At 43.1% G+C, this 20615-nt stretch carries 18 protein-coding genes; 12 read left to right on the top strand and 6 right to left on the bottom strand.

What is annotated here, in order from left to right:
- Positions 1 to 54 precede the first annotated feature (54 nt).
- On the bottom strand, positions 55 to 1245 hold the full coding sequence (locus WJR50_RS18575; RefSeq protein WP_341294810.1) for a PQQ-dependent sugar dehydrogenase: 1191 nt from the start codon (positions 1243 to 1245) through the stop codon (positions 55 to 57).
- Positions 1246 to 1527: 282 nt separating this feature from the next.
- On the opposite strand from WJR50_RS18575, the gene WJR50_RS18570 reads away from it, so the two are divergent.
- Together WJR50_RS18570 and WJR50_RS18565 are read left to right on the top strand one after the other, a co-directional pair.
- Positions 1528 to 2256, top strand: a complete 729-nt coding sequence (locus WJR50_RS18570; RefSeq protein ID WP_341294809.1) for a hypothetical protein — start codon at positions 1528 to 1530, stop codon at positions 2254 to 2256.
- 73 nt (positions 2257 to 2329) lie between these two features.
- A complete protein-coding gene (locus WJR50_RS18565; RefSeq protein WP_341294808.1) occupies positions 2330 to 2734 on the top strand; it encodes a hypothetical protein in 405 nt (134 codons plus the stop codon).
- On the opposite strand, the gene WJR50_RS18560 is transcribed toward WJR50_RS18565, so the two are convergent.
- Complete coding sequence (locus WJR50_RS18560; protein WP_341294807.1) at positions 2731 to 3834, bottom strand: endonuclease/exonuclease/phosphatase family protein; 1104 nt, start codon at positions 3832 to 3834, stop codon at positions 2731 to 2733. The genes WJR50_RS18565 and WJR50_RS18560 overlap by 4 nt on opposite strands.
- A 156-nt stretch (positions 3835 to 3990) precedes the next feature.
- Here WJR50_RS18560 and WJR50_RS18555 point away from each other — a divergent pair, with 156 nt between their 5' ends.
- Together WJR50_RS18555 and WJR50_RS18550 are read left to right on the top strand one after the other, a co-directional pair.
- A complete protein-coding gene (locus tag WJR50_RS18555) occupies positions 3991 to 6126 on the top strand; it encodes a prolyl oligopeptidase family serine peptidase (protein ID WP_341294806.1) in 2136 nt (711 codons plus the stop codon).
- A 90-nt stretch (positions 6127 to 6216) separates the two neighbouring features.
- Positions 6217 to 6708, top strand: a complete 492-nt coding sequence (locus tag WJR50_RS18550) for a GNAT family N-acetyltransferase (RefSeq protein WP_341294805.1) — start codon at positions 6217 to 6219, stop codon at positions 6706 to 6708.
- Between the two features lie 76 nt (positions 6709 to 6784).
- Here the strand turns inward: WJR50_RS18550 and WJR50_RS18545 are convergent, their stop codons facing one another.
- From WJR50_RS18545 to pheA, 3 genes are all read right to left on the bottom strand, one after another.
- The gene (locus WJR50_RS18545; protein ID WP_341294804.1) at positions 6785 to 7090 is read right to left on the bottom strand and encodes a DUF4286 family protein; all 306 of its coding nucleotides are present in this window, start codon (positions 7088 to 7090) and stop codon (positions 6785 to 6787) included.
- A 79-nt stretch (positions 7091 to 7169) separates the two neighbouring features.
- A complete protein-coding gene (gene hemH, locus WJR50_RS18540) occupies positions 7170 to 8282 on the bottom strand; it encodes a ferrochelatase (protein ID WP_341294803.1) in 1113 nt (370 codons plus the stop codon).
- Between the two features lie 60 nt (positions 8283 to 8342).
- Positions 8343 to 9416 (bottom strand): prephenate dehydratase, encoded by a 1074-nt coding sequence (gene pheA, locus WJR50_RS18535; RefSeq protein ID WP_341294901.1) that lies wholly within the window; start codon positions 9414 to 9416, stop codon positions 8343 to 8345.
- A gap of 325 nt (positions 9417 to 9741) precedes the next feature.
- Between pheA and glyA the strand changes: the two genes are divergently transcribed.
- From glyA to rpiB, 3 genes are all read left to right on the top strand, one after another.
- Entirely contained in the window at positions 9742 to 11031 is a 1290-nt protein-coding gene (glyA, locus tag WJR50_RS18530; RefSeq protein ID WP_341294802.1) for a serine hydroxymethyltransferase, read from the top strand.
- Between the two features lie 121 nt (positions 11032 to 11152).
- Positions 11153 to 11983, top strand: coding sequence for a twin-arginine translocase subunit TatC (gene tatC, locus WJR50_RS18525; RefSeq protein WP_445223477.1), 831 nt, complete (start codon positions 11153 to 11155; stop codon positions 11981 to 11983).
- 8 nt (positions 11984 to 11991) lie between these two features.
- Positions 11992 to 12444, top strand: a complete 453-nt coding sequence (gene rpiB / locus WJR50_RS18520; RefSeq protein WP_341294800.1) for a ribose 5-phosphate isomerase B — start codon at positions 11992 to 11994, stop codon at positions 12442 to 12444.
- Here the strand turns inward: rpiB and WJR50_RS18515 are convergent.
- On the bottom strand, positions 12441 to 13865 hold the full coding sequence (locus WJR50_RS18515) for a hypothetical protein (protein ID WP_341294799.1): 1425 nt from the start codon (positions 13863 to 13865) through the stop codon (positions 12441 to 12443). The two genes, rpiB and WJR50_RS18515, sit on opposite strands and share 4 nt — an antisense overlap.
- A gap of 139 nt (positions 13866 to 14004) precedes the next feature.
- On the opposite strand from WJR50_RS18515, the gene rbfA reads away from it, so the two are divergent.
- The 5 genes from rbfA (at position 14005) to gcvT (ending at position 20442) form a co-directional block, all read left to right on the top strand.
- Positions 14005 to 14397 carry a 30S ribosome-binding factor RbfA gene (gene rbfA, locus WJR50_RS18510; RefSeq protein ID WP_341294798.1) on the top strand — a complete coding sequence of 131 codons (393 nt, stop codon included), beginning with the start codon at positions 14005 to 14007 and terminating at the stop codon, positions 14395 to 14397.
- Positions 14398 to 14422: 25 nt separating this feature from the next.
- Positions 14423 to 15655, top strand: coding sequence for an FtsX-like permease family protein (locus WJR50_RS18505; protein ID WP_341294797.1), 1233 nt, complete (start codon positions 14423 to 14425; stop codon positions 15653 to 15655).
- 73 nt (positions 15656 to 15728) lie between these two features.
- The gene (locus tag WJR50_RS18500; RefSeq protein WP_341294796.1) at positions 15729 to 18689 is read left to right on the top strand and encodes a DEAD/DEAH box helicase; all 2961 of its coding nucleotides are present in this window, start codon (positions 15729 to 15731) and stop codon (positions 18687 to 18689) included.
- Positions 18690 to 18696: 7 nt separating this feature from the next.
- Entirely contained in the window at positions 18697 to 19272 is a 576-nt protein-coding gene (gene rnhB / locus WJR50_RS18495; RefSeq protein ID WP_341294795.1) for a ribonuclease HII, read from the top strand.
- 93 nt (positions 19273 to 19365) lie between these two features.
- On the top strand, positions 19366 to 20442 hold the full coding sequence (gene gcvT, locus WJR50_RS18490) for a glycine cleavage system aminomethyltransferase GcvT (RefSeq protein WP_341294794.1): 1077 nt from the start codon (positions 19366 to 19368) through the stop codon (positions 20440 to 20442).
- Positions 20443 to 20615: the final 173 nt, after the last annotated feature.

The raw sequence follows: 20615 nt of genomic DNA, 5'->3' as shown, positions 1-20615 counted from the left end.
GCAGCCATGCCGTCTCCATGTGCTGCTCTCCGTGTTCGCTACTGCTCACAAAAATTACTTCCCTACATCCTCGTAGCTTACTTTATAAATGGCTCCACTGCCATCGTCTGAAATAAAAAGCGAACCATCTTCAGCCAGGGCCAATCCGCATACTCTTCCTAAATATTCCTGGTTTCCATTGACCAGAAATCCTGTGATAAAATCTTCATATCCGGTAGGCTCTCCGTTTTCGTCAAAATTGATCATTACGACCTTATAGCCGCTGGGTTCGGCCCTGTTCCAGGAACCATGCAATGTGGCGATAGCCTTTCCGCGATAGTTTTCAGGAAACTGCTCTTTGTCATAAAAAACCAGATCCATAGGGGCAGAATGGGCCGGTAGCGTCAATACTGGAAAACTGGTTTGTTCAGCATAGGCTGCATAGCTCATGCCATTTGGCGGTTGGTCCGCTGGATTAGGCTGTCCATCCTCATATACATAAGGCCAGCCATAGTTATTACCTTCTTCCAGACGGTTCAGCTCTTCCTTCTGGGTAGTATCACCCAGCCAGTCTATCCCATGGTCTAGTCCATACAAGGCATTGGTTTCAGGATGCCAGTCAAAGCCAATCGTATTACGCAGTCCTTTGGCATAAATTTCACGTCCACTTCCGTCATCGTTTGATACAATCATCGTGGCGTTTTCCTTACTGGTTTCGTCGCAGGCATTGCAGGTACTGCCTACCGAAATATACATTTTGCCATCAGGACCAAATTCTATGGTACGGTTAGGGTGCTGACCGCCTTCCGGCAAATTTTCCATGAGCAATTGAGGCTCTCCCAGTTTACCATCTTCCTTAATATCGGTTTTGTACACCTCAGTGACGGTGATCATATAAAGCTGATTATCCTTAAGGGCAAGACCATGTACCTGATCCAGGGTAAGCACTGTTTCGTTGATATCAGCCTGTCCGTCATCATTGGTATCTTTAAGCATACGCACATCTCCCTGCCTGCGGGTGACATAGACTGTACCATCTTCAGTGACAGCCATCATACGGGGTTTTTCCAGCCCTTCGGCAAATTTCTGGATAGTAAAACCATCCGGAGTTTGGAGGCCTGATAAGTCAGCAGAACTTGCCAGCTTAGGTTTGAATATATGTCCATCTACACTTGCTGTGATGGTAGTATCTCTTTCCTGAGCCAATACATCTTTTTCATCAAATACAATGAAGATGAGAATAAGTAAAAAAATGAGTTTTTTCATGCTTAAAAAATTTAGAATACAATATTGTGTTCAACTCAGTTTCGGGAGAATAGTTATGAACGATTGGTAGATAAGGAAATATAATAATTGTGCGAGTTTAATGGTTGAAAAGGCTTCAAATGAAAATCTGAATGAAATGGCTGGATAAAGAAAAATATTGTAACACATAAAATGTGGCAGGAATACTTCCATTTAGTAAGCTGAGTGGGGGGAATAAAATGGCTTTAGTGAAGTCAATTTGCTATCTTACTATGGTTGATAATTGGATAATGAGCGATTCAAATGAAAAGGATCTTTTTATTTATCTTTTCTATAGCTGTTTTTTCCTCCTGTAGCCAATACAAAGTGCAGGACCTGTATGGTGCCTGGCAGATAGATAAAATACTGCTGGACGGCATGGACAGAACCGACTGGCCTATGCTGGAATTTCCCTGGGGAAGTGGTATGGAAATTAAGGCTGATGGAAAATTCCGAACCAACTTTCCGCAGGAAGAGATGGGTAAAGGCAACTGGAAAGTCAGTTCGGATGGGAAAAAATTGCGGCTTCATTTTTCTACAGATAAAAGTTCTCAGTTTGAAGTTACCCTTAGTCAGCAGTATCTGGTCCTCAAATCTCTCCGCTGGCAGATATTTCTTTCGCGTGTAGAAGCGCTTCCTAAGCCTGCCAAAAAAGAAGTACACCTGGCGAATAACCTCCCGGGCAGATGGTACTTTTATGAGATGAATACCAAAGATAGTCTGGTGCAGTATCCACGGGCTAAGAAATATGCACACTGGGTACACATTGATCCGGCGGGCTACTACCGCAGTGGTGAGGGTAAGCATGAGTCATTTCATGGGCGCTGGGTGTTGAAAGAAGATACACTTACTTTTAGTGAGCTGGACCGGGCTTGGAAAGAACAATGGAAAGTACGGGTAGAAGGTAATATGCTTTATTTTGAATCTTTGGGTGCAGAGCAGGAAAAGTGGTACGAGGTAAGCCTGGTGCACGAAACCCGCCTAAACGATTAAGTTTCCAAGTATTTCTTCTTTATTGTTGTTTACAGCCCAATGTTTATAGCTTTGCAGCGCAGAACAATAGTCTATGAAATTTAAATTACAGCACGTTATTGCTTTAGCAGTGATAGCCATAGCTGCCTGGTTTGTAATAGAGGCTACAACCCAGCCGGGAGTAAGTGGTCTGGCAGGAGAGCCCGAAGAACTGGCTTTTGTCCGTAATGAAAATAATACCGGACCGGTAAAAAGAGTCTATGCTGTAGCTATTGAAGATTCGCTCTGGCAGGAAATGCAGAAGTACGGAAGCTATATGCCCCACAACAAGTACGGCAATACGCAGGTCTTTTTTTTTCTTAAAGGTGAGCCCGCTCCTAAAAATTTGACATTAGAAAATCCTGTAGAAAGTCATCTTCAGCAGTATTGTCTGGCCCGCTATGAAAAGGATGCGATGGGAAATGAACACTTTACCAAATATCCTTTCTCAGCAGACTAGCGCTTCATTTCATCTATATGTGGTAAGCCAGGGTTGGGAAAAACACTGCGATTTTTTTGATTGATGATCTCCTGAGCATCTTGCTGTTCTTCTTCCACCAGATCGTACAGGTTTTCGTAATAGCTATCCGGCTCATAACTTAGTTTGACATAAAGGGGAAAATGATCGGAATGTATGTATCTCTCCCGCCGTATTTCCAATAACCTGAAATGCCCGGTGAAATTGATGAAATCCAGCGGATAACGGAAGAGGGGAAATTTAGCATTAAAGGTGTTATAAAAGCCTCGCCCTCTTCTGGGGTCTATCATATTGCTCAGGTTACGGAACAGTATCAAAGCTTTTGACCAGGGCACGTCATTCAGATCACCTGCCATAATTGAGGGAGCATCATTTTTCCCTATCAGTTTGCCTACATACACAATTTCCGTATCCCGATCTTGTGTATGTGAGCCAATCTCGGGAGGCTTGGGGTGGATGGCATGCAGGTTTATGCTTTCCCCATTACGCAGCTTGAGCTGTAGATGTATGGAAGGAACACCATCCTCGCATAAATGCGCTACCTTCTTATCTTTAATTTCCAGGCGAGAGTACAAGAGCATACCATAGGTATTTTCCTGAGGTAGCAGTACGTGGTAGGGATATTCATTTTTCAGGTACTCCATTTGCTCATGCCAGTATTGGTTGGTTTCATGCATAATCACGATGTCTGGCTGCTCTTCTGCAAGTAGCTCCTTAAGCCGGTCAGGTTTGCGGTTCTTTTGCCTTACATTGGCGTTGAGAATACTTAGCTGTCTGTCAGGATCATCCTTTTGAGGCGGCAGCGTGGATGTTTCTACAAAAGGAAAATAGCGATATAGCTTAAAGGCAGCGGCAATCAAGGCCAGTATGGTACCTATTAGCATTACCAGACTCCATCCTTGAAAGGGTTTTTCGTCCATAAATAAATAAGCAATACACAGCATAGCAAGAAAAATAGTATTGCTCAGCAAAGGAAAGTCAAAGACACGTACAAACCAGTAGGGTTTGTTGATGTAGGATAAAAAGGCCCCTAAAGTAAAGAATACGATTAAGCAGGTGATGATCACTTTGACAACATCCATTGTTAGAAGGATTAGTAATAGTTGAAAAAATTAGTGTGTTTCCTGAAAGCGGAGAACTTCTAAGCTCCCTATAAGATTAAGTATTCAGCACTTTTCTTGTTTTACCTGCTACTAAAAAATTTTACTTTAGCGCACATAAAAACCATTAGCAAAAAGATGAAATCAAAAGCTTTAGTATTGCTGAGCAGTGGAGTATGGCTGGCCTGCGACAGCTCACAAACCAATGAAAATATGAACATACAATATCCTTCTACACAAAAAGTAGAGCAGACAGATACCTATTTTGGCACCGAAGTAGCCGATCCTTACCGCTGGCTGGAAGATGACCGTTCCGAAGAAACGGCTCAGTGGGTAGAAGCACAGAATGAGGTGACATTTAACTATCTGGAAAACATTCCTTTTCGCAAAGGGATAGAGGACCGACTGACCGAACTCTGGAATTATGAGAAGTACTCTGCTCCTTCTAAAAAAGGAAACAAATATTATTTCTACAAAAACGATGGGCTGCAAAACCAGAGTGTGATGTATGTGCAGGAAAGCCTGGAGGCTGAACCTGAAGTCTTTTTAGATCCTAACAAGTTCTCCGAAGATGGGACAGTAGCCCTGAGCGGAACCAGCTTCACCGAAGATGGTTCTCTACTGGCCTATTCTATCTCCGAATCCGGCTCCGACTGGCGCAAAATTATGGTGATGGATGTAGAGAGCCGCAAACTGGTAAGCGACACGCTGAAAGACGTAAAGTTTAGCGGTATCTCCTGGAAAGGTAAGGAAGGCTTCTATTACAGCAGCTACGACAAGCCGGAGGAAGGTAGCGCACTTTCGGGAGTGAATATGAATCACAAGCTGTATTACCATAAACTGGGTACATCGCAGAGCGAAGATGCATTAATTTTTGGTGGAGAGCAGACACCCCGCCGTTATGTAGGCGGTAGTGTTTCAGAAGATGATCGCTTTCTGGGGATCACCGCAGCCAATGGTACCAGTGGCAATGAGCTTTATGTCAAGGATCTGAGCAAAGATGGGGAGATTATCCAGATCATAGACGACTTTGAGCATGACAACTACCTTGTGCATAATGAAGGTGATCAGCTCTACATCCTGACCAATCTGGATGCGCCTAACAAGCGGATCATTACTGTAGATGCTGCCAATCCTAAGCCAGAAAACTGGAAAGATCTGATTCCTGAAAAGGAAGAAGTGCTGGAAAGTGTCTCCTTTGCCGGAGGTAAAATGTTTGTCAATTACCTAAAGGATGCCTCCACCCGCATTGAGCAGTATGACCTGCAAGGCAATTTTGAGAAAGAAGTAACACTACCTGCCATTGGCACTGCCGGTGGATTTGATGGCAAAAAAGAAGACGAAACCGTATTCTACTACTTCACTTCATTTACTTATCCCACAACTATTTACTCCTACCACATTCCTAGTGGTGAGTCAAAAATATTTCGCCAGCCCGAAGTAGATTTTGATCCTGAAGCCTATGAAACGAAGCAGGTGTTTTACCAGAGTAAAGATGGTACGGAAGTGCCTATGTTCATCGTACACCGCAAAGGGCTAGAGATGAATGGGCAGAACCCTACTTATCTTTATGGCTATGGTGGTTTTAATGTGAGTCTGACGCCTGGATTTAGTGTAGCCCGTTTGTACTGGCTGGAGAATGGCGGTGTATTTGCCATGCCCAACCTCCGGGGTGGTGGGGAATACGGAGAAGCCTGGCATGAGGCAGGTACACAGATGAACAAGCAAAACGTATTTGATGATTTTATCACTGCTGGTGAGTATTTGAAGCAGGAAGGATATACTTCTACTGAAAAACTGGCCATCGCCGGTGGCTCCAACGGAGGTTTGTTGGTAGGTGCTACCATGACTCAGCGACCTGACTTATGTAAAGTGGCTTTACCCGCCGTAGGCGTGTTGGATATGCTGCGTTACCATAAGTTTACTGCCGGAGCAGGCTGGGCACCCGACTACGGCATTGCCGACAGTAGTCAGGCCATGTTTGATTATTTATACGGCTATTCACCTCTACATAATATTAAGGAAGGAGTTGAGTATCCTGCTACGCTGGTAACTACCGCTGATCATGATGACCGGGTGGTTCCTGCGCATTCATTTAAGTTTGCTGCCACCTTGCAGGAAAAGCATGAAGGAGAGAACCCAGTGCTGATTCGTATAGAAACCAAAGCCGGACACGGAGCAGGTAAACCTACTTCCAAACAGATAGAAGAGTGGGCAGATAAATATGCTTTCACCTTCTACAATTTGAATGAAATCCCTGAAAACCTAAGATAGATTACTACAGATCTGGTAAGTCTTCAAGATTTGCCAGATCTACTAAATTCCAATACCTAATACCTAATACCTAACCACCCAATATCTACTATGAGCATTATCATCCGTCAAGGCATCAAAGCAGACCTGCCGCAGGTCATGGCATTAATCCAGGAACTGGCAGAATTTGAAAAAGAACCGCACGAAGTAGAAAACTCAGTAGCTCAACTGGAAGAAGATGGCTTTGGAGAGCAGCCGGTCTTTGAGTTTTTTGTAGCTGAAAATGAAGAAACAAAAAATATCCTTGGGCTGGCGCTTTACTTCTACAGCTACTCTACCTGGAAAGGCAAGTGTATTTATCTTGAAGACCTGATCGTTACCCAATCTGAAAGAGGAAAAGGCATCGGAAAAAGGCTGCTGGACCGCATTATTGTAAAAGCCAAAGAAGCGAATTGCTATCGCGTAGTATGGCAGGTGCTGGACTGGAACGAACCCGCCATCAAATTTTACAAATCGCTGGGTGCGGATATTCCCAAAGAGTGGCTCACCTGCCGCCTCGTCAAAGAGCAGATAGATAATTATGTGCCGATGGATGGGGAATGAGGAAGAAGCATTAAAAATACTTGGATAGATAAGCATGTATTGCTAATACGCTTCAGAATAATCTTCCAAAAATCTATCAGACCTCCTTCATCAAGGTGCGGAAACTAACGGCTTTGCCTGCGTAACGGCTTTCATGCCCCTGATCTAGCGCAGGCTCATATTTGAGTTGGTAAATATCCAGATGCTCTTTGGTTTCGGCATGTAACTGTAAAGCATAAGTTGCCGTGCCTTCAGACTCTTCTACATCCAGTAGGCGAAAAAGACGGGCATTGATAAACATGCCGGTAGCAAGTATATCAGGAATCTGTTCTTCTTTCATCCAGTTGAGCCACTCACTTTCTACGCTGCTCTCTATATTGATGGTCTGATTGTACTGTATCATTGGGCACAAAATTAAAAAAAAAGACACGTAGTAATCGGCTACGTGTCTTTTAAATTAACCAAAACCAAACATTTAGCTATTACAGCCTCTGTCTGCTTATAGAACTACTAAGTTCGTCTGAGGTTTTTTTATTAGGTATTTTTTCTTCGGAAATATCAGCATTAGCGTCGTTTTGTAATACCAAATCTTTCAAACATTCAATCCAGATAGGATGATCGTTCAAACTTTCTACCAGATCCCAGACTTCACCTCCTGCATCCAGAAAATCATGCTTATATTCTTCTCCTACTTCCAGTGTAGTTTCCAGGCAGTCGGCCACAAATGCCGGAGACAATGCTAAAACTTTCTTTTTGCCTTCTTTAGCAAGTTCTTCCAACACTTCGTCGGTATAAGGTTTGATCCAGGGCACAGGGCCAAGACGTGACTGGAAAGAAACGGTATACTTTTCTTCAGGAATGCCTAGCTTTTTGGCAAGCACTCGGGAAGTTTGAAAACATTGTGCCCGATAGCAATATTGATTTCTCTTCCCGTACTTATTACAGCAGGACCCAACCTGGCAGTAATCACCATAAGAGGCTTTCTTGATCTGGCTTACCGGCACACCATGGTAACTGAACACATAATGATCGTATTCCTGCTTATCCATCAGCTTACGGGCACGATCGGCATGTGCTTCAATGAAAAGAGTATGGTCAGGAAACTGGCTGATGAACTTAAGTTCAGGAATCACCTGCCAGTTGCGGGTAATCTCCATCACTTTGTCAATCACCGATCCGTTGGTAGCTGAAGCATATTGCGGAAAGAGGGGAATACAAATAATGCTGCTCACCATTTCTTGCTGTAATTCTTCCAATACGCTTTTAATGCCAGGCTTCTGATAACGCATGGCAAGTTTCACTACATACCGTTCTCCCAGGCTGTCCTGCAATAGCTGGGTGACATCTTCTCCATAAAACTTAAGCGGTGAACCGCGGTCCTGCCATAGCTTTTGGTATTCTTTGGCAGATTTAGGTGCCCTGAAAGGAGCAATGATCAGGTTTACCAGCATCCAGCGAGGGATCAGCGGATAATCTACCACACGCCAGTCCATCAAAAACTCACGTAGGTATTTTCGTACATCTCCGGTTTTCGGGCTATCAGGGGTTCCCAGGTTTACAAGTAGTACACCTACTTTATCATGAGGCTTTTTCATATTATGCTACTATTCAAAAATGGCTAACAGTAGAACGTGAGCTAGGATTATATTGTTCTCTTAAATCAGTTTCACATAGCTGCCCAGCCACTTGATCTCGGATTTGTACTGTTTTACTACTCGCTGTACTTTTTCATCATGAAAGTGACCTTCAAAATCAATAAAAAACCAATATTTAAAGCTGCGCCCTTTTTTGGCCGGCCGGCTTTCAATCTTGGTCATGTTGATTTTTTCATTATCAAAAGCCTGTAAAAAATTGACTAAGCTACCTGGTTCGTCAGAATGGGCCAGTTTGACAAAAATGGATGTTTTATCATTACCACTGGGCTGGTTAATAAAATCTTTGCTGAGGATAAAGAAGCGTGTCTGATTATCGCCGGAGTCTTCAATATTTTCAAAAAGTATAGGCACATGATGATCCTGGGCAGCTATATGAGAGCAGATGGCGGCACTTTTCGGCTCATTCGCCGCCATACGGGCTGCCTTTGAGGTAGACTCAACTGGGATAAGCTCTACATCAGGATTACTCACTACATTTTCAATAAAATTGCGGCACTGCCGGAAGGCAATGTCTTTGGAATAAATTTTCTTGATCTGGTGCAACTGATCCGTTTTACTGGCAAAAGCGAAATGAATAGCCATAGGTACTTCAGCTACGATGTGCAGGTCGTACTTCGCCAGACAATCGGCAGTTTCGGGCACCATACCTTCCTGATTATTTTCAATAGGTACTACGCCAAAACGGGCCATGCCAGTATTCACCGTTTCAAAAATCGCTTTGATACTACCGATGGCCATATATTCACTCATGGCACCGAAGCGGCTTTCGGCAGCCTGATGAGAAAAACTTCCACTTGGCCCCAGGTAAGCGATGCGTTCAGGTAACTCAATATTTCGGCTTACAGCAAAGATTTCTAAAAAGATCGCCTCTATAGCCTGAGCATTCAGCATGCCTTTATTTAGCTTATTCAGGCGGTCTAGTATGGCTTTCTCACGTTCAGGACGATAAATGATGGCATTGGTAGAGCGTTTGAGTTCTCCTACCTGACGTACTACATCCATACGTTCGTTGAGGAGTTCCAGCAAATGATTGTCTATGCTATCAATTTTTTGTCTCAGATCGTCTAAGGTAATCTTGCTCATGGCGATAAATCGGTAAGTAGGCTTATAAAGGTCAAAACTACGCTTAATCCAAATCAAAGCAAAAAGAAAGGCGGGTACATCTTCTGTGCTTTTCGTTAAAAGCTGTATTTTTGGAGCTTAGGCAGTTTCAGGAACTTATACTAAGCTATCTTCATTTAGCATTGTGATTGTCTGCCACTTGATGTAATTTTGACGAATAAGGCACCAATGCCTCAGGCCATGTGCTTTTATACAGGCTACTAAAAATGCTAATCGGTTTTTATGGCTACGAAAGCCATATTACTTAAGCACATAATACTCATAAGCACTACATTTTATGCAAAGAGACCAGGAAATTTTCGATTTAATTCAGCAAGAGAAAGAAAGGCAACAGCGTGGCATAGAGCTGATTGCCTCTGAAAACTTTACTTCGCCTCAGGTGATGGAAGCTATGGGGAGCGTACTTACCAATAAATATGCGGAAGGACTACCCGGCAAGCGTTATTATGGTGGATGTGAAGTAGTAGATAAGGTTGAGCAACTTGCTATTGACCGTGCAAAAGAACTTTTCGGAGCAACCTGGGCTAATGTACAGCCTCACTCCGGTGCTCAGGCCAATGCAGCAGTAATGCTGGCAGTACTGAAGCCCGGTGATAAAATATTAGGCTTTGACCTGTCTCATGGAGGCCACCTGACACACGGTTCTCCGGTTAACTTTTCCGGTAAACTGTATCAGCCCTTTTTCTATGGTGTAGAAAAAGAAAGCGGTCTGATTGACTGGGATAAGGTAGAAGCTACAGCCTTGCAGGAGAAACCCAAATTGATCATATGTGGTGCTTCAGCCTATAGCCGCGACTGGGATTATGAGCGTCTAAGAGCTATTGCAGATAAAATAGATGCTTTTTTACTGGCAGATATTTCTCACCCGTCAGCACTTATTGCCCGTGGTATGCTGAACGATCCGCTACCCCACTGCCATTTTGTAACCACTACTACGCACAAGACATTGAGAGGCCCCAGAGGAGGTTTGATTATGATGGGTGAAGACTTTGACAATCCTTTTGGCGTTAAGCTGAAAGGTAACATTCGTCCTATGTCAGCTTTGATGGACATGGCTGTCTTTCCCGGAACCCAGGGAGGGCCTCTGGAGCATGTGATTGCTGCAAAAGCAGTAGCTTTTAAAGAAGCACTGTCTGATGAATTTATGGAATATGTGGTGCAAGTAGCCAAGAACGCTAAAGTGATGGCAAAAGCGTTTATGGATAAAGGCTATCATGTGATTTCTGGCGGTACGGATAATCACGAAATGCTGATAGATTTGAGGTCTAAGGACATCACCGGCAAAGAGGCAGAAAAGGCTCTTGGCCTGGCAGACATTACGGTGAACAAAAATATGGTCCCTTTTGATGATAAATCACCTTTTGTGACTTCTGGTATACGCACAGGGACTGCAGCAGTGACCACCAGAGGAATGAAAGAAGCAGAGATGGAATCCATTGTAGAGTTTATGGACGTAGTATTAAGTAAGCCTGAAGATGAAAACCGCATCGCGGAGGTGAAGCAGGCAGTAAATGACTTAATGAAGCGTTTTCCTTTATACAGTAGTTTAGAAAAAGTAAGTGGATAATACAGAAGATCAAAATCCGGAAAATAATAAGCTGGATCAGCAACATCATGATAATGGCTTAGAAGAGAGAAGAGAGGATGCCGTAACGCCTTACGATCCCTATGAACAAGACGCTTCGCAGATGTCTTTTCTGGATCATCTTGAAGAGCTGCGTTGGCATCTTATCCGTTCACTGGGGGCTATTATGGTGTTCGCCATTGCCGCTTTTTTGCTGAAAGACTTTGTATGGGGAGTGCTCCTTTTAGGGCCTACTAAGCCTGACTTCTGGACTTTCCAGATGTTTTGCAAAGTGAGTTCGGCAATCGGATCAGATGCTTTCTGCTTTGATGAAATGCCCTTCATCATCCAGAGCCGGAAAATGACCGGGCAGTTCTCCATGCATATTGTCTCCTCTGCGGTAATAGGTCTGATCGTAGCCTTCCCCTATGCTTTCTGGGAGATTTGGCGGTTTGTTAGTCCGGGACTATACGAGAATGAGCGCAAGCTGAGCCGGGGGGCAGTGTTTTTTGTGAGTTTATTATTTATGTTAGGAGTGCTTTTTGGGTATTTTGTCGTTACTCCTATTTCTGTAAATTTTCTGGGTAACTATCAGGTGGATCCTACCATCATGAATGAGTTTGATATCACCTCATACATTTCTATTGTAGTGACCCTGGTACTGGCTTGTGGATTATTATTTCAATTGCCTATTGTTGTTTACTTCCTGTCTAAGGCAGGGGTGATATCACCCGAAATTCTGGTTAAGTATCGTAAGCATGCCATTGTTGTGATTCTGATTATTGCAGCCCTGGTTACTCCGCCCGATCCTATTACCCAGCTATTGGTTACTTTCCCGCTATTACTCCTGTATCAGGCAAGTATCTATATATCAAAAATGGTAGTAAGAAAAGAGGCAAGAAAAGAAGCAATGAAAGAAGCAGAAGATGCAGCGCAAGACAGCACTAAAGACTAACACACATCATGAAGGATTCAATCGTAGCATCAGAGACTATTGCCCTGGGGGCCGACCATGCGGGCTTTCATCATAAGCAGAAAATCAAGGCTCATTTGGAGAAATTGGGCTTTACAGTAAAAGATTTTGGCACTGACTCACCAGCCTCAGTTGACTATCCAGACTTTGCTCATCCTTTAGCTGAGGCAGTAGGAAGCGGAACTTGTCGCTTAGGCATCTTGGTGTGCGGTAGTGGCAATGGAGTAGCCATTACTGCCAACAAGCATCCTCAGGTCAGGGCAGCTATTTGCTGGAATGGAGAGTTGGCCGCATTGGCACGTCAGCATAATAATGCCAATGTACTTTGCGTTCCCGAACGTTTTGTAAGCGAAGATCTGGCGCTGGAGATGGTAGATACTTTCCTGAAAACGGCTTTTGAAGGAGGTAGACACGAGCGCAGGGTATCTAAAATACCCTGCTAATTTTCTTCTTCCTGCCTTAACCTGTAAACATTTCCCGTGTTACTGGCTGCCTGATAAGCGTTTTCCAAAAGGGGAATTCTGCTTTGTAGCTGGGGCATCACACTTTCCAGGTCTATGATCACTTCCGGCATATCCTGACTGAAATTATGGTATACTTCGGTGAGGTTTTCAAAATAATCTACTGAAGATAAAGACCTCTTGGAAATTTGCCAGTCAAGATAAGGGGTAGCTAAAGTAGCCTCACGATAAATGCTCAGCTGATCACCCAGGACCAAAATCTTTTTCCCTCTTACCTCATCATCATAAGGAGTCTCCTGAACCATAAGATTGCTAATGTTAAAAATGCTGTGCAAAGAGAAGAAACCATACAAGAAAGCATAGCCATTAAAAACCAATACAATAGCAAAAAGCGCAGTAGTGAGCTCAGCAAAAATGAATCTGCGGATAGAGAGCAGAAAGTGAGTGACAAAAAAGGCTACTGGAGGTACAAAAGGCAAAAGATGATAAGGAGCAAGGTCATTGACAAAGAATAGGGTAATGGTAGTAGCCACAATCTTGATAAACATGATTTGCTGCAACTTGGACTGCTGGTTGGTAAACCGGCGAATCTGACTGACCTTATAAAGTGATACAATCAGGAATATCAGTGGAATAATACTGATATAAAGCAGAGAAAGAGGTTGAATTAGGAGCTGTCTGCTAAGAGTTCTGAATGAAAGCAGGTACTGCGTGATGAAGCCATCCAGTCCATCCACAAGAAAGAAATAAGTTAGCGCAATGAGTATTGGTAGCGCGGCCCCGTACAGCAAAAGTAAGTAACGACGGATAGAGACATTGGCAAACAGCATATAAGCCATTATAGTAGAGAGGAGAAAAAAGATGCTGGGCAGATAACAAAGTGTAGCTAAGCCTAAGTATATGCCGGTGCCTAGTATACGATTATCTTGCGAGCGGCTTTCTATACGGTAAAATACATTGCGAAGGGCCAGGAGTATCCAGGTGAGGGAGATCAGTACTGGAGAGAGTATATAAAAATCAAAAGAGAAACTACTTAGGATAACGTAAACAAAGGCCGGAACGTAAGTGTTCTCGTTAAATGCTTTCTTGTTGAGAAGGAAATTATTAAAAACCAGGCTCTGATAAGTAGTGAGTAGGATAGCCAGTAGTGCATACGTTGTTTGACTTCTGGTAAAAATAAGCTCAATCAGACTGTAGATGAGTGCTGCTAAGGGGCCTATGTTATCCCAAACACCAATGTAAAGGCGACTTCCTTCAGCAAGTTTTTCTCCTACTAACATCCAGTTGAGTTCGGGTATGCTAAGCGAAGTGCCCGAAATAAGAAAGGGTAGCCTGATAAGAATTAACAATACGAAGACCCCTAGCATGCGGTAAGGATCATTCACTCTAAAGTAACTTAGCAAAGGGTTTAGAATTTAAGCTTATGAAGGAACTTAAGTGCTATTCGCAAAAAAAGTAATACGCTTTGGTATTAGCAATGATCTGTACTATTTTATGAAATTAGTGATAATTTGTCATATTTAGACGTAATTTGGCAGCGATATGAAAGAGAGTAAAAGGCAGAAACAATTTTCAAGTCTGATACAGAAAGACTTGAGTGAAATATTTCAGAGAAATGCAGCCTCTTTGGTAGGCTCTCACACTTTTATTACGGTTACCAAAGTAAGTATGAGTGCCGACCTGAGCGTAGCTAAAATATACCTTAGTTTTATGTTGAGCGAGCATCAGCAGGAGCTGCTGGATACCATCAATATGAAAAAAGGAGAAGTACGCCGTCAGCTGGGTAATCGCATTGGTAAGCAGGTAAGAGTAGTTCCAGAACTGATCTTCTATCTGGATGATAGTGCTGATCATGCTGCCCGTATTGATAAAATATTGTCTGAACTGGATATTCCGCCTGAAGAGGAAGGAAGCTCAGATAGTAAAGAGGACTAATGTTTAACCAAGAGTTATTAAAGTATTGAACCTGTCATTACTGATTGCGAGGCGGTATTTTCGTTCTAAGAAGAAGAAAAACTTCATACAGGTTATATCCAATATTTCAATGGTGGGAGTAGCCATTGGCACGATGGCACTGGTGGTAGTGCTCTCCGTCTTTAATGGTCTGGAAGATCTCATTCGTGAGTCTTATAATACGTTTGACCCCGAGATTAAGATTGTTCCTCAGCAAGGAAAGACCTTTGAGGTTAGTGATTCACTGATCAATAAAATAAGTCAGGTAGAAGGTGTTTCAATTGTAACAGAAGTAATTGAAGATAAGGCACTGCTGGGTTATCAGGATGCACAGATGGTAGTGACTCTGAAAGGTGTGAGCGACAATTTTATTGATCAAAACCGCCTGAACAAGGCTATGGTGCATGGTGAGTTGGTCCTCAAAAAAAATGGTAAAAGCTTTGCCATATTGGGAAGAGGAGTACAGTATACTCTGTCTGTATCTCCCTCCAATGACTTCTATGCCCTGCAGGTTTTTAGCCCTAAGCGAGAGACAGACACAGGTTTCAACCCTGACCCGATGACGCGTTACTTCAAAAGGCGTAATATCATGCCCGGAGGTGTATTTGCGATTGAGAAACAGTTTGATGCCAACTATGTGATCGTTCCTCTGGACTTTGCTGCTGGTCTGTTTGACTATGTAGGAAAAAGGACAGCGCTGGAAATCAAAACCGCCGAAGGCATAAAAATTAACCGGGTACAGGAAAATTTGCAGGAAGTACTGGGAGATCAGTTAAAGGTACTCAACAGTGATCAGCAGCATGAGAGCTTGCTGAGAGCGATTAAAATAGAAAAGCTTTTTGTGTACCTTACATTTTCGTTTATTCTCGCGGTAGCCTCCTTTAATATTTTCTTTTCACTATCCATGTTAGCCATTGATAAGAAAAAAGATATTGCCATGCTCATTGCCATGGGGGCCAGCAAAAAAGTAGTACGTTCTGTATTCCTTTATGAAGGAGCTATTATAGCTTTTATAGGCACAATTAGTGGCTTGGCAGTAGGCTTACTGGTCTGCTGGACACAGCAAACTTTTGGCATGGTTTCTATGGGTATGCAAACTGCCATTGTAGATGCCTATCCGGTAAAGATGCAGTTCACGGATTTCTTTTATACCGCAGTGAGTATCACAATTATTACTTTTTTAGCATCATATCGCCCGGCTAGCATCGCCGCACGTACAGAAGTCAAAGATTTTTTGTAGATTTATAAATTAAGTAAAAGTGCATGCGTACTTTTACTATTTGTTTGCTATCAACCTTGGCCACTTTTTTTATATGAAAGTTTCCACAGAACGACCATTTAGAATCATATATTCTCTTTATCTCCACGAGTATCTGGGCTATCTTTTTGAATCCTTTGCCGTGCAGCTTGACGATCAGGGAGAGTTCACTTTTGAGCATCAGAATATCTCCTCCAAAAATGCGCACGAATTTGCCTGTGAGCTTTCGGAAGAAGACTATGAGTTGATCCGGCTTATGGATGTGATGCAGCAGGAAGTTGTGATCAATAAGTTTCATAAGAAAAAGATCAAGACACATGAGTTTTTCTATAAGATTTATGAGGGCAGCACCGAAAAAAGTCAGCAGATCCGTCAGGAGATAGATGAATATCTGGAAGAAATTCGTACGCAAATACTTCCTCTCCTCAAGGGCAAACGCCTGTTTGAGATGAGTAATGACGGAGAACCGGTAGGTAAGGAAGTGGAAGTACTTAAAGAAAAAGCCACTGTACTTTTTCATTTTCGCCGCAATGAGGACAATACTCACTATTTCCCTACTATCAAGCACAATGGGGAGAAGGTAGACTTCCAGTATAAAAACGCTTACATCATATGCAAGCAGCCAGCCTGGATGGTGCTGGAGAATAAGCTGTATAGCTTTGAGAAAGATGTGGATGGTAATAAGCTTCAGCCTTTCCTCAACAAGAAGTTTATCATGATTCCCCGTAAGGTAGAAGACTCTTACTACCGCAAATTTGTAGCTCCCCTGGTCGCATCCTTTGATGTATATGCCAAAGGTTTTGAAATTCAAACCGAACGCTTTCAGCCGGTTCCTCATCTGAATTTTTATGAGCTGTATCACAGTCAGCCCGAACTGGTGGAGGCTGACAGAAATGTGTCACAGGGGGATCTTCCCGACTCTGATAAGATATGTTTTGAGCTCTCTTTTTTATACGGCGACAATTCTTTCCAGACCTCACAGGATGACGCGGTAAGCGTCGTAGTGGAGAAGCAGCAGAATGATTATGTCTTTCACCGAATTGTAAGGAATTGTCAGCGTGAGCAGGAAGTATTGCAGTTTTTTCAGAATAAAGCTATAGAGTTCAGCAAGTCAAAAGCAATACTGGATAAGAGCAAGGCTTTTGAGTGGATCAACCAGTACAAACAAACATTAGAAGAAGAAGGTATTATTCTTAATCAGCAGAGTAATACAGATAAAACTTACTTTCTGGGCGAGTCTTCTATTGATATAGAGGTAAGAGAAAATATAGACTGGTTTGATATTTATGCCAAGGTAAAGTTCGGCCCTTATGAAATTCCTTTTCAGCAGATACGCGAGTTGATACTGAATAAGCAGAGAGAACTTAAACTGCCTAATGGCGAAATCGCCGTCATACCTGAAGTGTGGTTTACAGAATACTCAGAGCTGTTCGCCTTCAGTGAAGAGAAGAGCACAGATGAAGGAGAAAGTGTACAACTCAAGAAGTATCACTTGGCCCTGGTACAGGATCTACACACAGGTAGTCTGGCTAAAGTGACTATGGATCGTAAACTGGACCGTCTTCGTGAGTTTAGCAAGATTGAAGATCAGCCGCTACCGGAGGACTTTAGTGGAACGCTGCGCCCTTACCAGAAAGCTGGGTATAACTGGATGAACTTCCTTAACGCTTATAATTTTGGAGGGTGCCTGGCCGATGACATGGGATTGGGAAAAACTGTGCAAACCCTGGCATTGCTGCAAAAACTAAAAGAGCAGCGGCAGCAGAATGGCAGTGTACAAGCTCAAACTTCATTATTGGTAATGCCTACCTCTCTGATCTACAATTGGGAGATGGAAGCTGCCAAGTTCACTCCCACCCTTAAAGTATTCATTTATACCGGCACCAATCGGGACAAAAATGTAGAGCAGTTCCAGGATTATGACCTGGTGCTTACCTCCTATGGTATTGTTCGTCTGGATGTGGATATTCTGAAAAAATACTATTTCAATTATGTAATCCTGGACGAGTCTCAGGCTATTAAAAATCCCGATTCCAATATTGCGCAGGCAGTACAGGAGCTAAATTCAAAATTCAGGCTTATTCTTACGGGTACTCCCCTGGAAAATAGTACGCTTGACCTTTGGTCTCAGATGTCATTCATTAATCCGGGATTACTAGGCTCTCAGACATTTTTCAAGAATGAGTTTGTGCAGCCTATAGAAAAGAGAGGTGATCTGGGTAAAACCGCTAAGCTCTACTCTATCATCAAACCCTTTATCCTGCGTAGGCAAAAATGGCAGGTGGCCAAAGAACTACCTGAGAAGGTAGAGAACATACAATACTGTACCATGACGGAGGAGCAGGAAGCCTGCTACGAAGAAGCTAAATCCTTCTATCGTAATGAAATTCTGAATCTGATAGAAAGTAAAGGTATCAACAAATCTCAGATGCTTTTGCTGCAGGGACTTACCAAGTTGAGGCAAATCGCCAATCATCCCAGAATGGTGGATGAGCACTACAATGATAGCTCAGGGAAAATGGAGGATACGATGCATATGATGCTCAATGCCATCAGTGAGGGGCATAAAATATTGGTTTTTAGTCAGTTTGTGAAGCACCTAGGATTGCTACGCGAAGAACTGGATAAAAAGAATATTTCTTTTGCTTATCTGGATGGTAGCACCAAAAACCGTAAGGAACAGGTAGAGCGTTTTCAAAATGATGACTCATTGCGGCTTTTCTTAATATCACTACGAGCCGGAGGGGTAGGCCTTAACCTGACCAAAGCAGATTATGTATTTATCATGGACCCCTGGTGGAACCCTGCCATTGAGCAGCAGGCCATTGACCGGGCACACCGCATAGGGCAGGAAAACCGGGTGTTTACCTATAAATTTATCAGCCGCAATACGGTAGAAGAGAAAATTCTGAAATTGCAGCATAACAAACTCAAGCTGGCTACTGAGCTGATCTCTACCGAAGAAAGCTTTGTGAAAAAGCTGACCAAAGAAGACATTAGCGCGATACTGGAGTAATTATCTTATGCTAAAAGCATCTTTTACGCATGATCTGATAGAAGCCGGTTGCGACGAAGTGGGGCGTGGATGCCTGGCAGGTCCGGTAGTAGCTGCGGCAGTTATTCTTCCCAAAGACTTTTCACATCCGCTGCTGACCGATTCTAAATTGCTGAGCCTGGAACTAAGGAAAGAGATCAAAGAAGAAATCAAAGAAGTAGCTTTAGCATATGCGATTGCAGAGGTAGATAATCAGAAAATAGATGAAGTCAATATTCTGAATGCGTCTTTCCTCGCTATGCACCGCGCAGTGGAGCAATTAGATATGCAGCCAGAATTACTGCTTATTGATGGTAACCGCTTTAATCCCTATCCTTTCATTCCGCATCAGTGTATCATCAAGGGAGATAGTAAATTTTATTCCATTGCGGCAGCATCTGTGTTGGCCAAAACTTATCGGGATGAGCTGATGCAGCGGCTGGCAGATGATTTTCCTCAGTACGGATGGCAAACCAATGTAGGCTATCCTACGCCAAAACATAGAGCAGCAATTGCTGAGCATGGGCCTACCCGCTGGCATCGTAAGTCTTTCCGGCTAATGTGAAACAATCGCTGAGAAGGCGGGGTTAGGCTTGAGCAAAAGTTTATTTTTCTCGTAACTTGCGGGCCAAAATAGAAAACACAAATTTTTTAAGATATGAAAAGGACTGCCTTATACGACAAGCATGTGGAATTAGGTGCTAAAATGGTGCCTTTCGCCGGTTATGAAATGCCCCTGCGCTACAGCTCGGATATAGAAGAGCATATGACAGTGAGAGAGAGTGTAGGAGTGTTTGATGTATCGCATATGGGTGAGTTTTTTCTGCGTGGTCCTAAGGCTTTTGACCTGGTGCAGCGGGTGAGTAGCAATGATGCTACCAGACTTTATGACGGCAAAGCGATGTACGGTTATCTGCCCAACGAAACGGGAGGAATAGTAGATGACCTGATCGTTTACCGCATCAGTGAAGAAGAATATATGCTGGTGGTCAATGCTGCTAATATTGAAAAAGACTGGAACTGGGTAAGCAAGTACAATACCGAAGGTGTAGACATGGAAAATGCTTCAGATAAAATGTCCCTTTTCGCGGTGCAAGGCCCTAGAGCCATGACGGTAATCAAAAGACTGACCGATGCTGATGTGGACAGCATGAAGTTTTACACTTTTCAGAAAGGCACTGTGGGAGGCGTAAAAGATGTGATTATTTCTGCGACAGGTTATACCGGTGCCGGAGGCGTTGAGTTATACGTAGATAATGAACATGCTGAAGCCCTCTGGGATGCGTTGTTTGAAGCAGGTGAAGAGGAAGGCATCAAACCTATTGGTCTTGCCGCTCGGGATACTCTTCGTTTGGAAATGGGTTACTGCCTGTACGGAAATGATATTGATGATGCTACCTGCCCTATTGAAGCCGGCCTGGGATGGGTCACCAAGTTTAATAAAGTGTTTACTAATTCTGAGCATTTACAGAAGCAGAAAGAAAGCGGTGGAAAGCAAAAGCTGGTAGGTCTCCTCATGGTAGAAAAAGGTATTCCCCGGAAAGATTATGAGATTTTTAATGCAGAGGATGAAGTGATTGGAAGAATTACTTCCGGTACACAATCACCGGTACTCAAGCGCGGAATCGGTATGGGCTACGTGAATAAAGATTTTTCCAAAACAGATACCGAGGTGTTTATTGGAGTACGCAACCGCCGATTGAAAGCTCAGGTCGTTAAGCCTCCTTTTGTTTAATATTAGTGTTAGAGTGTTTTGGTTCTTAGTGTTATGGTGTTATAGATTTCTGTATATTTTCTTAAGAATACCGTAACCTTTCCTCGTAAAAAGTGTGCACCCTAACACCCTAACACCCTAACACCCTAACACCCTAACACCCTAACACCCTAACACCCTAACACCCTAACACC

The sequence above is a fragment of the Catalinimonas locisalis genome (assembly GCF_038039535.1).
GTDB lineage: Bacteria > Bacteroidota > Bacteroidia > Cytophagales > Cyclobacteriaceae > Catalinimonas.
The sequence above is the reverse complement of the archived record's forward strand: the minus strand, read 5'-3'. Positions and strand labels throughout refer to the sequence as shown.